Origin of the sequence: Paraburkholderia sp. EG304, assembly GCF_046543485.1 — a bacterium.
Lineage (GTDB): Bacteria > Pseudomonadota > Gammaproteobacteria > Burkholderiales > Burkholderiaceae > Paraburkholderia > Paraburkholderia youngii.
In genome coordinates this window covers 24,400-42,187 of record NZ_JBKGUA010000028.1, presented here as the reverse complement: position 1 = coordinate 42,187, position 17,788 = coordinate 24,400, and the positions used below count along the sequence as shown (strand labels likewise).

The 17,788-nt window shown below is 65.5% G+C and carries 10 protein-coding genes and 2 riboswitches; of the genes, 3 read left to right on the top strand and 7 right to left on the bottom strand.

Annotation, left to right across the window (positions count from 1 at the left end; genetic code table 11):
• Positions 1 to 33 precede the first annotated feature (33 nt).
• The 3 genes from ACLFKU_RS27695 to ACLFKU_RS27685 all read left to right on the top strand — a co-directional run bounded on the left by ACLFKU_RS27695 (position 34) and on the right by ACLFKU_RS27685 (position 7,527).
• Positions 34 to 1,464, top strand: a complete 1,431-nt coding sequence (locus ACLFKU_RS27695; protein ID WP_410851196.1) for a YeiH family protein — start codon at positions 34 to 36, stop codon at positions 1,462 to 1,464.
• Positions 1,465 to 2,351: 887 nt separating this feature from the next.
• On the top strand, positions 2,352 to 6,290 hold the full coding sequence (gene putA / locus ACLFKU_RS27690) for a trifunctional transcriptional regulator/proline dehydrogenase/L-glutamate gamma-semialdehyde dehydrogenase (protein ID WP_368585617.1): 3,939 nt from the start codon (positions 2,352 to 2,354) through the stop codon (positions 6,288 to 6,290).
• Between the two features lie 88 nt (positions 6,291 to 6,378).
• Positions 6,379 to 7,527: a branched-chain amino acid ABC transporter substrate-binding protein gene (locus ACLFKU_RS27685; RefSeq protein ID WP_368585618.1), complete on the top strand. Its 1,149-nt coding sequence runs from the start codon at positions 6,379 to 6,381 to the stop codon at positions 7,525 to 7,527.
• A gap of 73 nt (positions 7,528 to 7,600) precedes the next feature.
• Here the strand turns inward: ACLFKU_RS27685 and ACLFKU_RS27680 are convergent, their stop codons facing one another.
• The 7 genes from ACLFKU_RS27680 to ACLFKU_RS27650 all read right to left on the bottom strand — a co-directional run bounded on the left by ACLFKU_RS27680 (position 7,601) and on the right by ACLFKU_RS27650 (position 17,763).
• Positions 7,601 to 9,328, bottom strand: a complete 1,728-nt coding sequence (locus tag ACLFKU_RS27680; protein WP_410851195.1) for a thiamine pyrophosphate-binding protein — start codon at positions 9,326 to 9,328, stop codon at positions 7,601 to 7,603.
• A gap of 238 nt (positions 9,329 to 9,566) precedes the next feature.
• Positions 9,567 to 10,955, bottom strand: coding sequence for an L-serine ammonia-lyase (locus ACLFKU_RS27675; RefSeq protein ID WP_410851194.1), 1,389 nt, complete (start codon positions 10,953 to 10,955; stop codon positions 9,567 to 9,569).
• 29 nt (positions 10,956 to 10,984) lie between these two features.
• Positions 10,985 to 12,115, bottom strand: a complete 1,131-nt coding sequence (locus ACLFKU_RS27670; RefSeq protein ID WP_368585621.1) for an alginate lyase family protein — start codon at positions 12,113 to 12,115, stop codon at positions 10,985 to 10,987.
• Between the two features lie 125 nt (positions 12,116 to 12,240).
• Positions 12,241 to 15,177, bottom strand: coding sequence for an aminomethyl-transferring glycine dehydrogenase (gcvP, locus tag ACLFKU_RS27665; protein ID WP_410851193.1), 2,937 nt, complete (start codon positions 15,175 to 15,177; stop codon positions 12,241 to 12,243).
• 94 nt (positions 15,178 to 15,271) lie between these two features.
• Positions 15,272 to 15,652 carry a glycine cleavage system protein GcvH gene (gene gcvH, locus ACLFKU_RS27660; RefSeq protein WP_368585623.1) on the bottom strand — a complete coding sequence of 127 codons (381 nt, stop codon included), beginning with the start codon at positions 15,650 to 15,652 and terminating at the stop codon, positions 15,272 to 15,274.
• 60 nt (positions 15,653 to 15,712) lie between these two features.
• Positions 15,713 to 16,831: a glycine cleavage system aminomethyltransferase GcvT gene (gene gcvT, locus ACLFKU_RS27655; RefSeq protein WP_368585624.1), complete on the bottom strand. Its 1,119-nt coding sequence runs from the start codon at positions 16,829 to 16,831 to the stop codon at positions 15,713 to 15,715.
• A gap of 80 nt (positions 16,832 to 16,911) precedes the next feature.
• Positions 16,912 to 17,072, bottom strand: a riboswitch (glycine riboswitch).
• A gap of 20 nt (positions 17,073 to 17,092) precedes the next feature.
• A riboswitch (glycine riboswitch) is annotated at positions 17,093 to 17,195 on the bottom strand.
• A gap of 217 nt (positions 17,196 to 17,412) precedes the next feature.
• On the bottom strand, positions 17,413 to 17,763 hold the full coding sequence (locus ACLFKU_RS27650; protein ID WP_368585625.1) for a hypothetical protein: 351 nt from the start codon (positions 17,761 to 17,763) through the stop codon (positions 17,413 to 17,415).
• Positions 17,764 to 17,788: the final 25 nt, after the last annotated feature.

The following is a 17,788-nucleotide window of genomic DNA, read 5'->3' as shown; positions in this document are numbered from 1 at the left end:
CCGACACCACTCAACTTTCTCGGGGCATCTGCAATGAGCGACACCCATCATCCCGCACCGGCGGGCGCCGCACCGGGTCATCGGCAAGGTACACAAGATGCGCAAACCGCACGAGGCAGCGGCTTTTCGCTGACCGAAGATTGGCTCGCTGCTGGCGTTGGCCTCCTCGTGATCGTGATTGCGTGGGCGCTGTTCGCGTCGGGCAGCAGCATCAAGTGGCTCGCCGTCGCGCCGGCCAAATGGTCGAGCGTCTCACAGGCTGCGCAGGACATTGGCAAACATTTACCTAACTACCTCGCGCTGTTCGCGACCTTCGCGGTGCTGTTCGGCGCGAGCGTCGCTCTGCTCAGGCAGCGCGTCGGCGCTTTTCTCGCGGCGTTCGTCGTCGTATTCGTCGCTTCCGCGCTGATCCTGACGCTCGGCGCGTGGGTCGACGCGTCGAGGTACAACCTCGAACCGCCGCTGGTTGCGCTCGCCTTGGGGCTGCTCGTGTCGAACCTTTTCACGCTGCCGCAGTGGCTCGGGGCGGGGTTGCGCGTCGAGTTTTACATCAAGGTCGGGATCGTGCTGCTCGGCGCGACGCTACCATTCACGCTGCTCGTGTGGGCCGGGCCGGTTGCGGTCGTACAGGCGAGCATCGTGTCGTTGGTGACGTTCTTCGTGATCTTCCTCGTTGCGCGGGCGTTCGGGCTCGATCGGCGCTTTGCCGCCGTGCTCGGTGTCGGCGGCGCAGTGTGCGGCGTGTCGGCAGCTATCGCGATTGCCGGCGCGGTACGGGCGAAGCGCGAGCAGGCGTCGGTCGCGATCACGCTGGTCGTGCTGTGGGCAGTCGTGATGATCTTCGTGCTGCCGTTCGTGTCGCGCTCGCTCGGACTGTCGACGGCCGTCGCCGGCGCCTGGATCGGCACGTCCGAATTCGCCGACGCCGCTGGCATCGCCGCCGCCCAGGCCTATGGCGATTTCGCGCGACACGCGGGAGGCGCGATCGCCGGCGCGCCGGAAGCGTCGTTGCAGGCGTTCACGCTGATGAAGGTGGTCGGCCGCGACATCTGGATCGGCATCTGGGCGTTCGTGCTCGCCATCGTCGCGACAACGCGTTGGGAAGCGCAGGACAGCGGCGTCACCGCGCGCGCGAATGCCGGTGAGATCTGGGCGCGTTTCCCGAAGTTCGTGATCGGTTTCGTGATCGCGTCGGCATTGGTCACGTGGATCGCGAGCCATTATTCGCTCGCCGATTACCGCAAGGTCGTCACGCCGGAGTTCGTCGCGCCGATCACGGTGCTGCGCACGTGGGCGTTCACCTTCTGCTTCCTGAGCATCGGTCTGACGACGCGCTTCCGCTCGCTTGCCGCGACCGGTCTGAAGCCGTTCCTCGCGTTCACGGCGGGTGTCGTGGTCAATATCGCGATCGGCTATGCGCTGTCCGCGCACGTGTTCGCGTCGTACTGGAACAGCCTCGGATAACGCCCGTGAAGATTTCAATGGCTCGTGGAGTCGGCGCAAACCCATGCGCGGGCGCCGTAGAGCGCCGCGGCGCGGCGGACGTGCCATGCTGTGCCGGATGCCGGCATCGCGTGAGCGACCGGGATGCGCTCGAGCAGCGTATTCCCGGGCTTGTCGCGTTCAGTTCGGGGTTCGGCGCGAGCGTTGCCGATAGCAGGCTGTGTCGTCTGCACGACCAGCTGGTTTCACCCGGTGACGTCTGTGCGCAGTTCGAGTCGGCTGCGCCGTCACTGGGGCCGCGCTGACCCAACGGCGATCTTCAGGCGCCAAGCGCCCCGCGCGCCAATCGGATCGCAAATTCCCACATCCGCGCGCTTCCGGCTCTATGAGCCGTCGCGCGGGCTCCCCTGCCTCTCAGTCGTTCAGCGCGTTTCGCGTGTCGCCCGTCGATCCACGCGAGGCCGCGCTTGCCTGTTTGCGCTCCTCTTCGCGCTGATTCGAGCTTCTGGTCGCGCCTCGAATGAAAAATACCGCACAGGCCGCGCACATCACCCAGATGCCCAGTATTACCAGCCACTTTTCCATCACACCAACCCTCGGGAACCCCGTTTATCTTTTCTGCGCGCCCTGAAACCGACGTTTCGGGCCGTCCATCGTCGTGCTTCTGTATATCGGCGCGCGAAGTCGTTTGATAAGGCTTATTTCAAAAAGAATCACGCCAGGGAAAGTACCGATCGAAAACACGCCGCCCCGGCTCTCGCTCAGCTCCCGGAAACCCCCGCCGCATAAGGCTCGCGACGCGGTGCAACCGAGCTGTCGGATTGGTTGCACCTTTTTATTTGTAGGCGTACGATTCGCCCAACTTTTAGTCTTTCGCCAGGCTCACGCCCGGTATCAAAGAAGGAAACATGGCTAGCACCACCCTTGGCGTCAAGGTCGACGACCTCCTGCGTTCCCGGCTCAAAGATGCCGCCACCCGCCTCGAGCGCACCCCGCACTGGTTGATCAAGCAGGCGATTTTCGCCTACCTCGAAAAGATCGAGCACGGTCAGTTGCCGGCCGAACTGTCGGGCGCAACCGGCACGGCCGATCTCGCCGACGGCGCGGCGGTCGAGAACGAGGAAGATGGCGCGTCGCATCCGTTCCTCGATTTCGCGCAGAACGTGCAGCCGCAGTCGGTGCTGCGCGCGGCGATCACCGCCGCGTATCGCCGCCCGGAACCCGAGTGCGTGCCCTTCCTGCTCGGCCAGGCGCGTCTGCCGGCCAACCTAGCGGGCGACGTGCAGGCGATGGCCGGCAAGCTCGTCGAAACGCTGCGCACGAAGAGCAAGGGCGGCGGCGTCGAGGGGCTGATTCACGAATTTTCGCTGTCAAGCCAGGAAGGCGTCGCGCTGATGTGCCTCGCCGAGGCGCTGCTGCGCATTCCCGACCGGGCGACCCGCGACGCGCTGATCCGCGACAAGATCAGCAAGGGTGACTGGAAATCGCATGTCGGCCAGGCGCCGTCGCTGTTCGTCAACGCGGCGACCTGGGGTCTGATGATCACCGGCAAGCTGGTGACGACCAATAGCGAGACGAGCCTGTCGTCGGCGCTGACGCGGCTGATCGGCAAGGGCGGCGAGCCGCTGATCCGCAAGGGCGTCGACATGGCGATGCGCCTGATGGGCGAGCAGTTCGTCACCGGCGAGAACATTTCCGAAGCGCTCGCGAACAGCCGCAAGTACGAGGCGCGCGGTTTCCGCTATTCGTACGACATGCTCGGCGAAGCGGCCACCACCGAGGCCGACGCGCAGCGCTACTACGCGTCGTACGAGCAGGCGATCCACGCGATCGGCAAGGCCGCCGGCGGCCGCGGCATCTATGAAGGCCCCGGCATCTCGATCAAGCTGTCGGCGCTGCATCCGCGCTACTCGCGCGCGCAACAGGAACGCACGATGAGCGAGTTGCTGCCGCGCGTGCGTTCGCTCGCGATCCTCGCTCGCCGCTACGACATCGGCCTCAATATCGACGCCGAAGAAGCCGACCGCCTCGAACTGTCGCTCGATCTGCTCGAAGCGCTGTGCTTCGATCCGGAGCTGCAAGGCTGGAACGGCATCGGCTTCGTCGTGCAGGCGTATCAGAAGCGCTGCCCGTTCGTGATCGACTACATCGTCGATCTGGCTCGCCGCAGCCGTCACCGCATCATGGTGCGGCTCGTGAAGGGCGCGTACTGGGATACGGAAATCAAGCGCGCGCAGGTCGATGGCCTCGAAGGCTATCCGGTCTATACGCGCAAGGTCTATACCGACGTGTCGTACCTCGCCTGCGCGAAAAAACTGCTCGGCGCGCCCGATGCTGTCTATCCGCAGTTCGCGACGCACAACGCGCACACGCTGTCGGCGATCTATCACCTCGCCGGCAACAACTACTACCCCGGCCAGTACGAGTTCCAGTGCCTGCACGGCATGGGCGAACCGCTGTACGAAGAAGTCACCGGCCGCGACAAGCTGAACCGCCCGTGCCGCGTGTACGCGCCGGTCGGCACGCATGAGACGCTGCTCGCGTACCTCGTGCGCCGGCTGCTCGAGAACGGCGCGAATACCTCGTTCGTGAATCGGATCGCCGACGAATCCGTCGCGATCAAGGACCTGGTCGCCGATCCGGTCGAGGAAGCGTCGAAGATTGTGCCGCTCGGCGCGCCGCACGCGCGCATTCCGTTGCCGCGCAATCTGTACGGCGCCGAGCGGCTCAATTCGATGGGCCTGGATCTGTCGAACGAGCATCGGCTCGCGTCGCTGTCATCGGCGCTGCTCGCGAGCGCGCATCATCCATGGCGCGCCGCGCCGATGCTCGAAGACAACCAGATCGCCGTCGGTGCTGGGCGTGACGTGCGCAACCCGGCCGACCATCGTGATCTCGTCGGCACCGTCGTCGAAGCGACGCCGGAGCACGTGAGCGCAGCGCTCGGCCATGCGGTGGCCGCCGCGCCGATCTGGCAGGCGACGCCGGTCGAGGCGCGCGCCGATTGCCTCGCGCGTGCCGCCGATCTGCTCGAAGCGCAGATGCACACGCTGATGGGTCTCGTGGTGCGCGAAGCGGGCAAATCGCTCGCCAACGCGGTCGCGGAAATCCGCGAGGCGATCGACTTCCTGCGCTACTACTCGACGCAGATCCGCGACGAGTTTTCGAACGACACGCATCGGCCGCTCGGTCCGGTGGTCTGTATCAGCCCGTGGAATTTCCCGCTGGCGATTTTCATGGGCCAGGTGGCCGCCGCGCTCGCGGCCGGCAACACGGTGCTCGCGAAGCCAGCCGAGCAGACGCCGCTGATCGCGGCTCAAGCGGTGCGGATTCTGCGCGAAGCGGGCGTGCCGGCGGGCGCGGTGCAGCTGCTGCCGGGCAATGGCGAGACGGTCGGCGCCGCGCTGGTCGCCGATCCGCGCACGCGGGCGGTGATGTTCACCGGTTCGACCGAAGTCGCGCGTCTGATCAACAAGACGCTGTCCGGCCGGCTCGATCCGGATGGCAAACCGATCCCCCTGATCGCCGAAACCGGCGGCCAGAACGCGATGATCGTCGACTCGTCGGCGCTCGCCGAGCAGGTCGTCGCCGACGTGCTGCAATCGTCTTTCGACTCCGCTGGTCAACGGTGTTCGGCGTTGCGCGTTCTATGTCTGCAGGACGATGTTGCGGACCGCACGCTCGAAATGCTGACCGGCGCGATGCGCGAACTCGCGCTCGGCAACCCGGACCGGCTGTCGACCGACGTCGGCCCGGTGATCGACCTCGACGCCAAGCGCGGCATAGACGCCCACATCGCGGCGATGCGCGACAAAGGCCGCAAGGTCGAGCAACTGCCGCTGCCGGAAGGCGCGACGCAAGGCACGTTCGTGCCGCCGACGCTGATCGAACTCGACAGCATCGACGAGCTGAAGCGCGAAGTGTTCGGCCCGGTGCTGCACGTGGTGCGCTATCGCCGTAGCCAGCTCGACAAGCTGCTCGAACAGATTCGCGCGACCGGTTACGGTTTGACGCTCGGCATTCACACGCGCATCGACGAAACGATCGCGCACGTGATCAGCCGCGCACACGTGGGCAACATCTACGTGAACCGCAACGTGATCGGCGCGGTGGTCGGGGTGCAGCCGTTCGGCGGCGAAGGGCTGTCGGGTACGGGGCCGAAGGCCGGCGGCGCGCTGTATCTGCAGCGCCTGCTCGCGACCCGTCCGGCTGGTTTGCCGAAGTCGCTCGCGCAGGCGCTGGTGGTCGAAGTGCCGCAGGCGGCGCAGGCAGCAGAAAAGGGCGACAATCCGGCGGCCGCGTTGACCGCATTCCGCGATTGGCTGATCGACGAGCGCGAGCCGCAGCTTGCCGCGCGTTGTGACGGCTATCTGTCGCATGTGCCAGCGGGCGCAACCGCGGTACTGTCTGGGCCGACCGGCGAGCGCAATACCTACACGCTGGGCCCGCGCGGCACGGTGCTGTGCATCGCATCGACGGCGAGCGGCGCACGCGTGCAGTTCGCGGCGGTGCTGGCTACGGGAAATCGTGCGTTGTTCGAAGGCGCGGCGGGGGAACAATTGGTCTCGCAATTGCCGGCGTCGCTGAAGGCGCATGCGAGCGTGAAGAAGAGCGCCGACGCGCCATTCGACGCCGTGCTGTTCGAAGGTGACAGCGACGAACTGCTCACGCTCGTGAAAGAGGTCGCGAAGCGCGCGGGGCCGATCGTGTCGGTGCAGGGCGTCGCGGCCCGGGCGCTCGCGAGCGGCGACGAGGACTACGCGCTCGAGCGTCTGCTGACCGAGCGCTCGGTCAGCGTGAATACCGCGGCGGCAGGCGGTAATGCGAATTTGATGACGATCGGTTGAGCGAACCTCGGCGATTTCTTCAATAGAAAGGAAGCGGGCACGGCGACCCCGACACCGCTTCATCCACACCTGGTATCAAGGAGAAGCTATGCAACACAAAATGAAACAGCTGGCAGGCGCAGCTCTGGTTGCCGCTATGTCGCTGGCGGGGACGGCCAACGCTCAATCGACGGAAGACGTGAAGGTCGGCTTCGCCGGTCCGATGACGGGCGCACAGGCGCACTACGGCAAGGACTTCCAGAACGGCATCACGCTCGCGGTCGAAGAGTTCAACGCGACCAAGCCGGTGATCGGCGGCAAGCCGGTTCGCATCGTGCTCGACTCGGCCGACGACCAGGCCGACCCGCGTACCGGCACGACGGTCGCGCAGAAGCTCGTGGATGACGGCATCAAGGGCATGCTCGGCCACTTCAACTCGGGCACGACGATTCCGGCCTCGCGCATCTACGCGAACGCGGGCATTCCGCAGATCGCGATGGCGACCGCGCCGGAATACACGCAGCAGGGCTTCAAGACCACCTTCCGCATGATGACGTCCGACACGCAGCAAGGCTCGGTCGCTGGCACGTTCGCGGTGAAGAACCTCGGCATGAAGAAGATCGCGATCGTCGACGATCGCACCGCTTACGGCCAGGGTCTTGCGGATCAGTTCGAAAAGGCAGCGAAGGCGGCCGGCGCGACGATCGTCGATCGTGAATACACGAACGACAAGGCCGTCGACTTCAAGTCGATCCTGACCAAGCTGAAGTCGTCGAACCCGGATCTGATCTATTACGGCGGCGCGGATTCGCAAGCGGCACCGATGGTGAAGCAGATGAAGCAGCTCGGCGTGAAGGCGCCGCTGATGGGCGGCGAAATGGTCCACACGCCGACCTTCATCAAGCTCGCCGGCGACGCGGCGAACGGCACGGTGGCTTCGCTCGCCGGTCTGCCGCTCGAAGAAATGCCGGGCGGCAAGGCGTACGTCGAAAAGTACAAGGCGCGCTTCAACGAAGACGTGCAAACGTACTCGCCGTACGCGTTCGATGGCGCGATGGCGATGTTCACCGCGATGAAGAGCGCGAACTCGACCGATCCGGCCAAGTACCTGCCGGTGCTCGCCAAGACGTCGAAGCCGGCCGTCACGACGGCCAACCTCGCGTACGACGAGCGCGGCGATCTGAAGAACGGCGGTATTACGCTGTACAAGGTCGTCGACGGCAAGTGGACGACGCTGCAAAGCGTGGGCGGCAAGTAAGTTTCTTGCTGAACCACGTAAGCCACAAAAAACCCCGCTTGTGCGGGGTTTTTTGATTGACGGCGGCGCAATTTCACTCCCCCCGCATCTTCCTCCCCTGCTCACGAATCATTTCGAGCGTCGCCGCGGGCGTGCTCGCCTCCTGCGGCATCCGGATCTCGATCACGGCCGGCAGCTGCGATTCGATCGCGCGCTGCAACGCCGGCAGAAAATCCCCGGTACGTTCAACGGTCTCGCCATGCGCACCGAACGAACGGGCGAATGCCGCGAAGTCCGGATTCGTGAGACCGGTGCCATGCACGCGATGCGGATAGTGCCGCTCCTGATGCATGCGGATCGTGCCGAAATGGCTGTTGTTGACGACGATGAACAGCACGCGCAGGTCATACTGCATCGCGGTTGCCAGCTCCTGCGCGGCCATCATGAAGCAGCCGTCGCCGGCGAGCGCGACCACCGCGCGTTGCGGATACAGCGACTTTGCCGCGAGCGCCGCCGGCACGCCGTAGCCCATCGCGCCGCTCGTCGGTGCGAGCTGCGAACGGAAGTGTCGATATGAGAAATGCCGATGCAGCCACGTCGCGTAATTGCCCGCGCCGTTGGTGACGATCGCGTCCTCGGGCAAATGTGCGCGCAACTGCTGGATCACTTCACCCATCTGCACGTCGCCGGGAACCGGACGCGGCTTGCGCCATTCCAGATACGCGCGATGCGCTTCTTCAGCGGCACCCGCCCAGGCGAGCTTGCCGGACGACGACGGTTCCAGCTCTGCGAGCATCGCCGCGAGTTCAGGCATGCCGGAGACGATCGGCAGATCGGCCGCATAGACGCGCCCCAGTTCTTCCGCGCCCTGATGCACATGCACCAGCGTCTGTTTCGTCTTCGGGATATCGAGCAGCGTGTAGCCGTTGGTCGTCGCTTCGCCGAGGCGCGGACCGAGCGTGAGCAGCAGGTCCGCATCGCGAATGCGCTGAGCGAGCGCGGGATTGATGCCGAGACCGACGTCGCCCGCATAGTGCGGATGCTCGTTGTCGAAGGTGTCCTGGAAGCGGAACGCGAGGCCGATCGGCAGCTGCCAGTTTTCGATGAATCGCCGCAGGTCCGCGCATGCGGTCGCTGTCCAGCCGCTGCCGCCGGCGATCACCATTGGACGTTGCGCGCCTTCGAGCAACTCGCGCAGCTTCGTGATCTGCGCTGCCGATGGCGACGCCGCCACGCGTTGATAAGCGGGCGCGCCAGGCACCGCGTCGCAGGCATCGCTCAGCACGTCTTCGGGCAATGCCAGCACTACAGGCCCCGGCCGCCCCGAGGTGGCCGTATGAAACGCGTGGCTCAGATATTCGGGGATGCGCTTCGGGTCGTCGATCTGCGCGACCCACTTCGCCATCTGACCGAACATGCGCCGGTAGTCGATCTCCTGGAACGCCTCGCGATCGAGATGTTCGCGCGCGCACTGGCCGATCAGCAGGATCATCGGCGTGGAGTCCTGAAACGCGGTGTGCACGCCGATCGACGCATGCGTCGCGCCCGGCCCGCGCGTGACCAGCGCGACACCCGGGCGGCCGGTCAGCTTGCCGACCGCTTCGGCCATGTTCGCGGCCGCGGCTTCGTGACGGCAGACGATCGTCTGGATGCGTCCGGTTTCGTCATGCAGCGAATCGAGCACGGCGAGAAAGCTTTCGCCGGGAACGCAGAAAACACGTTCGACGCCGTGCGTGAGCAACGCATTGACGACGAGGCGCGCGCCGGTCGTGCGTGCGGTATGGGAAGCGGAATGGGCAGCGGGAGCATTCGGCAGCGACATTGCGAAGAAGCCTCCTGGCAGTGCGTGAGTGCGTTGGAATGGAGCCGCATCGGCGGAACCTGCAACAGCGGCCGATGGGCGATTCGACAGCTTACGCCGAGCACGTGGGCGTTGTCATGGCGCAGCGCAACTGTTCGACGGCGTAGGCGCAACGCGGTTGCCCAAATGAAAAACGCGGGCCACAGGGCCCGCGCTTTTCCGATTCCATCGCATGCAATTGGATGCCGCGCTCAACGCCTCAACACTCGACGATATTCACCGCGAGGCCGCCGCGCGACGTTTCCTTGTACTTGGTCTTCATGTCCGCGCCGGTTTCGCGCATCGTCTTGATCACCGAATCGAGCGACACGTAGTGGCTGCCGTCGCCGCGCAACGCCATGCGCGCGGCATTGACCGCCTTCACCGATGCCATCGCATTGCGCTCGATGCACGGAATCTGCACCATGCCGCCAACCGGATCGCAGGTGAGCCCGAGGTTGTGCTCCATGCCGATTTCCGCGGCGTTCTCGACCTGCTTCGGCGTGCCGCCCATCACGGCGGCCAGCGCGCCCGCGGCCATCGAGCAGGCGACGCCGACTTCGCCCTGACAGCCCACCTCCGCGCCGGAAGTCGACGCGTTCAGCTTGTACAGAATGCCGATCGCGGCGGCCGTCATCAGGAAGTCGATCACGCCCTGCTCGTTCGCGCCCGGCATGAAGCGCGTGTAGTAATGCAGCACCGCCGGAATGATGCCGGCCGCGCCATTAGTCGGCGCGGTGACTACGCGCCCGCCCGCGGCGTTCTCTTCGTTCACAGCGATCGCGTACAGATTGATCCAGTCGACCATCGACAGCGGATCCTGCAACGCGCGCTCAGGGTTGCCCGTCAACGCGCGATACAGCTGCGGCGCGCGCCGCTTCACCTGGAAGGGGCCGGGCAAGTGACCATCGGCGTCGGGATTGTTGATGCCGCAGCCGCGCGCGACGCATGATTGCATCACGTCCCAGATCTTCAGCAGACCCGCGCGCGTTTCCCCCTCGCTGTGCCAGACTCGTTCGTTTTCCCACATCAGCTGCGCGATGCTCTTGCCGCTCGACGCGCACAGCGCGAGCAACTCATTGGCGGTACGAAACGAGTGCGGAAGCTGATCGACGGCGCTCAGCACCTTCGTGTTCGGCGCGCCAGCCGTCACGACGAAGCCGCCGCCGACCGACAGATAGGTCGACTCGCGCAGCGTCGCGCCTTGCGCATCGAACGCGAACAGCTTCAGGCCGTTCGGATGCTCGGGCAATGCCTGGCGATAGAACGCGATCTGCTCTTTCTGCACGAAAGGCACCTCGTGCGTGCCGAGCAGCGCGAGTTTGCGCGACGTGCGCACCGCTTCCAGCCGTTGCGCGATCGTGTCGGGATTCACGGTGTCGGGCGCATCGCCCATCAGACCTAGCATCACGCCGCGATCGGTGCCGTGCCCCTTGCCGGTCGCGCCGAGCGAGCCGTACAGCTCTGCTTTCACCGCTGCTGTGGAATCGAGCAGCCCGTCGCGCTCGAGCCCCTGGACGAACATCAGCGCCGCGCGCATCGGCCCGACCGTATGCGAGCTCGACGGACCAATGCCGATTTTGAAGAGATCGAAGACGCTGACTGCCATGTACTGCTCCCTGCGTATAGATAAGAGTTTTAGCGCGCCGCCAGCGGCAGGCACACGGCGAGCCACGCGGGCGGCGTCGGTGCGAGCTGCAGCGCGACTGGCGTAAAGCGTCCATCGAGACGCGCCGCCAGGTGAAACAGTTCCGCCGCGTTCTTCGGATCCCACCGACCCGAATAACCGGGCAAGCCGGCCTCGCGACGTTTTGCATCGAACGCGACGTTCGAATGCACGAATTCCTCATGCGTCTGGGCGCCCATCGCAAAGGGCACGAGCCAGTTCAGCGCGGCGAGCAGCGTCGCGCCGTTCGCGCCCTTTTCCTGTAGCCAGTTGCGGTTGTGGCGGCGCGCGGCGAGCGCGGCCGTCACCAGCGGTTGCAGATCGTAGGTGACGTAGTGCAGTGCATCACGCTCGCCGAAGTCGATCGTCGAGCCGTCCGGCGCGATGTTGTCGCCGATATGCTCGACGAACAGCCGCTGCGCCGCGTTGATCATCTTGCGATTGTCGAGCGTGAACGCGGCCATCGCGATCAGCTTGATACGGTGGCTTTGCCAATTGTTGCGGAACGTGCCGGTGAGCGGCCGCGGCTGCGCGTCGATCTGTGCGATATAGCCGTTGGCGAACTTCGTCAGAAACGCCATCGCCGCGTTGCGCGTTTTGACGGGCAGCGCACTCGCGGTCATGTCATACGCGAGGATCAGCCCTTCGAAACCCGTTTCGTCGATCGGATTGAAGCTCGGCTGATAGGTCGTGACCCATACATACAGCAGACGATCGACGAGCTTCAGGAAGCGGTCGTCGCTGGTCGCGCGCCACGCGAGCGCGGCGTCGCGCAGCAGGTCGAGATCCTTCTGCGCTTCGACGCTCTGATCGTAGATGCCCTCGTGCGGCAGCGTGCCTTCGGTGTGCAGTTTCGCGAGCGCATGCGGCTGCTCGTTCAGATGCGCCTGCACGTTGGCGACGAGCGCCTTGACGCCGGGATCGGCATTGGTGCGCTCGCTCGTTTGCAGCGCCGGCGCCGCGCAAAAATTCATCGCGGCTTGCGCTTCGCGCAGCGGCAACAGCACGGCCGCACCGGCCAGCAGCACAGCGTAAGCCGGTCGCCACGGACGGACACCCGCCGCCTCGTCCCGGCTTTGCATCAATCGCACCTTTCGCGCCATGCGAAACTCCTCGTTAGGCTGATTCGGTGTGTGATGTTAGCCGGTTGCGGCTTTCAACAACAGGATCGCGCGCGCACGCTGATGGACCTTCGCAGCGCCGCGCGTGACGTGCGGCCGACTCGCTCTTACTCGTAATCGGCGATCGGCACGCAGGAGCAGAACAGGTTGCGATCGCCGTACACGTTGTCCGCGCGACCGACCGGCGGCCAGTACTTGTTCGCGATCAGCGTCTTCAGCGGATACGCAGCGGTCTCGCGCGCATACGCATGCTTCCAGTCGTCGGCGATCACGACCGCCGCCGTGTGCGGCGCGTGCTTCAGCGGATTGTCCTCGCGGTCCGAGCGGCCTTCCTCGACCGCGCGGATTTCCTCGCGGATCGCGATCATCGCCTCGATGAAGCGGTCGAGCTCTTCCTTCGACTCCGACTCGGTCGGTTCGACCATCAGCGTGCCCGGCACCGGGAAGCTCATCGTCGGCGCGTGGAAGCCGTAGTCGGCGAGGCGCTTGGCGACGTCGTCGACGGTGATGCCGCTCGTGTCCTTGATCGGACGCAGATCGAGAATGCACTCGTGCGCGACGAGGCCGCCGGGGCCCGAATACAGCACCGGATAGTGCGGCGCGAGCTTGTTCGCGACGTAGTTCGCGTTGAGGATTGCGGTTTCGGTCGCGGCCGTCAGGTTTTTCGCGCCCATCATCGCGATGTACATCCACGAGATCGGCAGGATCGACGCCGAGCCGTACGGCGCGCCCGACACCGCGCCGATGCCGTTCTCCGCGCGCTGATAGCCCGACGAAGTCTGGTTCGGCAGGAACTGCGCGAGGTGAGCGCCGACCGCGACCGGACCGACGCCTGGTCCGCCGCCGCCGTGCGGAATGCAGAAGGTCTTGTGCAGGTTCAGGTGCGAGACGTCGCCGCCGAACTGGCCCGGCGCGCACAGGCCGACCATCGCGTTCATGTTCGCGCCGTCCACGTACACCTGGCCGCCGTGCGCATGCACGATCTCGCAGATTTCGCGGACGTTCTGTTCGAACACGCCGTGCGTCGACGGGTACGTGATCATGATCGCCGCGAGCTTATCGGCGTGCTGCGCGGCCTTCTTCTTCAGGTCTTCGATATCGACGTTGCCCTGCGCGTCGCATGCGACGACCACGACCTGCATGCCGGCCATCTGCGCCGACGCCGGGTTCGTGCCGTGCGCCGACGCGGGAATCAGACAGACGTTGCGATGCGCTTCGCCGCGCGACGCGTGATATGCGTGGATGATCAACAGACCCGCGTACTCGCCCTGTGAGCCCGCGTTCGGTTGCAGCGACACGGCCGCATAGCCTGTCGCGGCGACCAGCATCTCTTCGAGCTGATCGATCATCTCGCGGTAGCCGACGGTCTGTTCGGCCGGTGCGAACGGATGAATATGGCCGAACTCGGGCCACGTGACCGGCAGCATTTCCGACGTCGCGTTCAGCTTCATCGTGCACGAGCCGAGCGGGATCATCGAGCGATCGAGCGCGAGGTCCTTATCCGACAGGCTGCGCAGGTAGCGCAGCATTTCCGTTTCCGAGTGATGACGGTTGAACACGCGATGCGTGAGGTACGCGCTCGTACGTTCGAGCGCGGCCGGCACCGACGCGGTCTTCGATGCGCTCAGCGCGGCGTCGAGCGCGTCGACTTGCGGCACGTCGCTCTTGAAGGCCGCTTGCGCGAACACCGCGAGCAGGTCGGCCAGATCCCGGCGCGTGGTGGTTTCGTCGATCGACAGGCCGACTTGTGTCGCGCTCACGTGGCGCAGGTTGATGCGTCTCGCCGTGGCCGCGTCGTGCAGCGCTTGCGTGCGTGCGCCGGTGTCGAACGTGAGCGTGTCGAAGAAAGTTTCGTTGACGAGCTTGTAGCCGAGTTGCTTCGCGCCTTCGGCGAGCAGCGTGGCGATGCGGTTCACGCGCAGCGCGATCGTCTTCAGGCCGCGCGGCCCGTGATAGACCGCGTACATGCTCGCCATGATCGCGAGGAGCGCCTGTGCGGTACACACGTTCGAGGTCGCCTTCTCGCGGCGGATGTGCTGCTCGCGCGTTTGCAGCGCGAGCCGCAGCGCCGGGTTGCCTTGCGCGTCGACGGTCACGCCGACCAGCCGTCCCGGCATCTGCCGCTTGAATTCATCGCGCACCGCGAGGTATGCGGCATGCGGGCCGCCGAAGCCGACCGGCACGCCGAACCGCTGCGTATTGCCGACGGCCACGTCCGCGCCCCATTCGCCCGGCGGCGTCAGCACCGTCAGCGCGAGCAGGTCGGCGGCGACGACCACATGGCCACCCGCCGCGTGGATCGCTTCGGTCAGTGCGCGGTAGTCGCGCACGTCGCCGTTCACGCCCGGGTATTGCAGCAGCACGCCGAAGGCGTTGGCGTTGGCGGCTTCGGCGGCCGGGCCGACCTTCACTTCGATGCCGACCGGCGTCGCGCGCGTCTTCACGACTTCGATGGTTTGCGGCAATACGTCGTCGGCGACGAAGAATACGTTCGACTTCGGTTTGCCGACACGCTGCAGCAGCGTCATCGCTTCGGCGGCGGCGGTCGCTTCGTCGAGCAGCGATGCATTCGAGATCGCGAGACCGGTCAGGTCGGTGACCATCTGCTGGAAGTTCAGCAGCGCTTCCAGACGGCCTTGGGAAATTTCAGGCTGATACGGCGTGTACGCGGTGTACCACGCCGGATTTTCCAGCACGTTGCGCAGGATCACCGTCGGCGTATGGGCGTTGTAATAGCCCTGGCCGATGTAGGAGCGGAACACCTGGTTCTTGTCCGCGAGTTCGCGCAAGGCCGCGAGCGCTTCGGCTTCGCTCTTCGGTTGCGCGAAGGGGCCGAGCGGCAGCGCTTCGGTGCGGCGGATCGTCTTCGGGATGACGGCGTCGATCAATGCCGCGCGCGACGCGAAGCCGATTGCTTCGAGCATCGCTTGCTGGTCGGCCGCATCCGGGCCGATATGCCGTTCGGCGAAGGCGTCGTGCACTTCGAGCGCGGCGAGCGAGAGAGGAGTGCGGTTCATCAGACGATCCGGGTGTTCGAGCTTCATGGGTGTTCCTGGCGGCGCGGCGCGCGCCGTGGTGCGAGCGCCGCGCCTGACGGTTAAAACGAAAACTGAATCAGGCAGTGAGTCAGGTCGTAACTCAGGCGCCGATCGACTTCGCGTACGCGTCGGCGTCGAGCAGACGCTCGAGCGACGCGTCGGCGGCCGGCTTGATCTTGAACAGCCAGCTGTCGTACGGCGTGCTGTTGACGGTGTCCGGCGAGTCGCCGACGGTCGTGTTCGCTTCGATGACTTCGCCCGAAACCGGCGCGTAGATATCGGAAGCGGCCTTCACCGATTCGATCACGGCGACGGTGTCGCCCGCGGTCACGGACTTGCCGAGTTGCTGGACTTCGAAGAAGACGATGTCGCCGAGCGCTTCCTGCGCGTGGTCGGTGATGCCGACCGTCAGCGTGCCGTCCGCTTCGGTGCGGACCCATTCGTGCGATTCGGTGTATTTCAGATCGGCCGGGATGCTCATTGGATGCTCCTGAACGGTATGTTCGGTAGTGGTTTGAATGTAGGGGCGTGCGCCGGCCGCTTAAACCGCCAGCACCTTGCCGTTGCGCACGAACGGCAGTTTTACCACGCTTGCGGGGCAGGCTTTGTCGCGAATCTGGACATGCACAGTGTCGCCCGGCTGCACGCCTTTCGGCACGCGCGCGAAGGCGATCGATTCCTGCATGGTGGGCGAGAACGTGCCGCTGGTGATTTCGCCGTCGCCGTGCGGCGTGATGACCTTCTGATGCGCGCGCAGCACACCGGCGGCCTTGCCGTTTTCTTTCAGCAGGATCAGGCCGACGAACGCGGCGCGCGAGCCGCCGGCTTCGAGGCTGCTTTTGCCGATGAAGTCGCGCGGCGAGGTGAGGTCCACGGTCCATGCGAGACCGGCGTCGAGCGGCGAGACATTGTCGTCCATGTCCTGGCCGTAAAGATTCATGCCGGCTTCGAGGCGCAGCGTGTCGCGTGCGCCGAGACCGGCCGGGCGCACGCCTTGGGCGGCGAGCGCATTCCACAGCGCTTCGACATGCTTAGCGGGCACGATGATCTCGAAGCCGTCTTCGCCGGTGTAGCCGGTGCGCGCGACGGTCAGCTCGCCGAACGGCGTGCCGTCGACGCGCGCGGCGTTGAACGGCTTCAGCGCTTCGGTCGCGGCGCGCGCGGCCGGCACGGTTTGCCAGGCTTTTTCGCGCGCGTTCGGGCCTTGCACGGCGACGATCGCCAGATCGCGGCGCGGCGTGATGGTGAGGCCGAAACCACCTTCGGCGTTGAGCTGGCCGAACCAGGCGATGTCTTTGTCGGCGGTGCCGGCGTTGACGACCACGCGGAAGTGGTCTTCGCCGAAGTAATAGACGATCAGGTCGTCGATCACGCCGCCGTTCGGATTCAGCATGCAGGAGTAGAGCGCGCGACCCGGGGTTTGCAGCTTCGCGACGTTGTTCGCGAGCGCGTATTCGAAGAACGCGCGGACGCGCTCGCCGGTGAAGTCGACCACGCACATGTGGGACACGTCGAACATGCCGGCGTCGGTGCGCACCGCGCGATGTTCCTCGATCTGCGAGCCGTAGTTGACGGGCATGTCCCAGCCGCCGAAGTCGACCATGCGGGCATTGAGCGCACGGTGAGCGGCGTGGAGCGGGGTGTGTTTGAGTTCGGTCATGGGGCCTCGGGCGTCTCGCGGAACAAAAAAGGCCATGCGGCGCACTGCCTCGCGGCCGTGTGCCTGCGAGCGTGGTTCTGCATGACCCCTCTGTCCTCGATACCTGAGAGATTGCGCCGCCGCGACGGGCTCAATGAGCTCGATTCGTCGCGGTGAAACGCGCGCCCCTTCGGTGGGCAGCCTGCCTGCGGTGCACGACGTGCGACGCGGATGGCTACTGCCGCTCTCCAGAGTGCGAAAAAGCCGCCGGAAGACGGGTTTTTCGACGCGGTCGGTCCTTTTGCCTGAGAGTTTGCGGGTGTGCCCCTTCGGCGGCGCGGCCTGCGATTTTTCGCTTGCCAGCACGCTCTCCCGACGCGTGCGGCGAATGTACGCGACGGGCCGGGGCTTGTCAAATAAAGGGCCGGGAGCGCAGTGAGGGCGACTGCGACTGTTTCGGGGTGTCAAAAAGAAAAGCGCGGAGCGTATGCCCGCGCTTTTCAGTTGCTCGTCCCGGCGCTATCCGTCACCGCACCATGAGTGGTAGTGGGTGCTCACCCGCTGCTCGCTTGCCAACTCGGTTTGCCGGCTTGCTCGCCGACTCACTCGCCGATCGCGTGAGCCGCATTGTCCAGCTCCTGGTTCAGCACGCGCTGTTCTTCCGCGGACAAACCGCCGCCATGCTGCGTGGCCATGTCGTGCGCTTCCTGGCGGATCGTCTCGAGGCGGTGATGCAGCGCGGCGCCTTGCGGCGGCGGGTAATAGCCCTGATTCACGCGAGTGTCGATACGGCGCGCGAGATTGTCGATGCGGCCCTCGACCTGATGCAGGCGCTGGTCCGCGATCTGCTGCGGAGTGGGGCTCGGGCGCGGGGCCGGCGGCGGCGTTACCACGCAGGCGGCGACGGAGCCGAGCAGCGCGCATGCAACAAGGGCACGGATGATTCGAGACATGGATTCTCCCGGAGTCGTTGTCGTA

Excerpts from the sequence above, each read along its gene's own strand:
- ACLFKU_RS27695 (WP_410851196.1), top strand. The coding sequence starts at position 34 with ATGAGCGACACCCATCATCCCGCACCGGCGGGCGCCGCACCGGGTCAT.
- putA (WP_368585617.1), top strand. The coding sequence starts at position 2,352 with ATGGCTAGCACCACCCTTGGCGTCAAGGTCGACGACCTCCTGCGTTCC.
- ACLFKU_RS27685 (WP_368585618.1), top strand. The coding sequence starts at position 6,379 with ATGCAACACAAAATGAAACAGCTGGCAGGCGCAGCTCTGGTTGCCGCT.
- ACLFKU_RS27680 (WP_410851195.1), bottom strand. The coding sequence starts at position 9,328 with ATGTCGCTGCCGAATGCTCCCGCTGCCCATTCCGCTTCCCATACCGCA.
- ACLFKU_RS27675 (WP_410851194.1), bottom strand. The coding sequence starts at position 10,955 with ATGGCAGTCAGCGTCTTCGATCTCTTCAAAATCGGCATTGGTCCGTCG.
- ACLFKU_RS27670 (WP_368585621.1), bottom strand. The coding sequence starts at position 12,115 with ATGGCGCGAAAGGTGCGATTGATGCAAAGCCGGGACGAGGCGGCGGGT.
- gcvP (WP_410851193.1), bottom strand. The coding sequence starts at position 15,177 with ATGAAGCTCGAACACCCGGATCGTCTGATGAACCGCACTCCTCTCTCG.
- gcvH (WP_368585623.1), bottom strand. The coding sequence starts at position 15,652 with ATGAGCATCCCGGCCGATCTGAAATACACCGAATCGCACGAATGGGTC.
- gcvT (WP_368585624.1), bottom strand. The coding sequence starts at position 16,831 with ATGACCGAACTCAAACACACCCCGCTCCACGCCGCTCACCGTGCGCTC.
- ACLFKU_RS27650 (WP_368585625.1), bottom strand. The coding sequence starts at position 17,763 with ATGTCTCGAATCATCCGTGCCCTTGTTGCATGCGCGCTGCTCGGCTCC.